This window comes from Pseudomonas sp. SIMBA_068 (assembly GCF_046534705.1).
GTDB classification, from domain to species: domain Bacteria; phylum Pseudomonadota; class Gammaproteobacteria; order Pseudomonadales; family Pseudomonadaceae; genus Aquipseudomonas; species Aquipseudomonas putida.
In genome coordinates, this window is the sequence record NZ_JAWRYI010000694.1 from 1 (window position 1) to 265 (window position 265).

The 265-nt window shown below is 56.6% G+C and carries 1 protein-coding gene; it reads left to right on the forward strand.

Going from position 1 to position 265, the window contains the following annotated elements; translation table 11 throughout:
* Positions 1-67: 67 nt before the first annotated feature.
* Positions 68-265 (forward strand): hypothetical protein (locus SB756_RS31025; protein WP_410913362.1); only part of this gene is annotated, 198 nt, incomplete at its 3' end.

A 265-nucleotide genomic window follows, 5' to 3' on the forward strand; every position in this document is an offset into this window, starting at 1 on the left:
GGCGATGCCAGCCTTAACTATGCTTGGGTCCTGAGCCATGCCTCGTGTGCCTTTGGAGTGAATTGGAATGCTGAGCCCCCCTGCCTTAGCACAACGCCGCTTTCCTCTGCATATCCATATCAGTGCAATGTTCACCTTGCTGTTGCTCCTGACGGGTGTGGTGCTGGGCCTCTACAACTACCAGCAGACCACGCGGCTGATCCTCGACAGCAGTGAAAAGCTTTTCCAGCGCATCGAGCTGGATGTACGCAGCGACGTCAAGGCC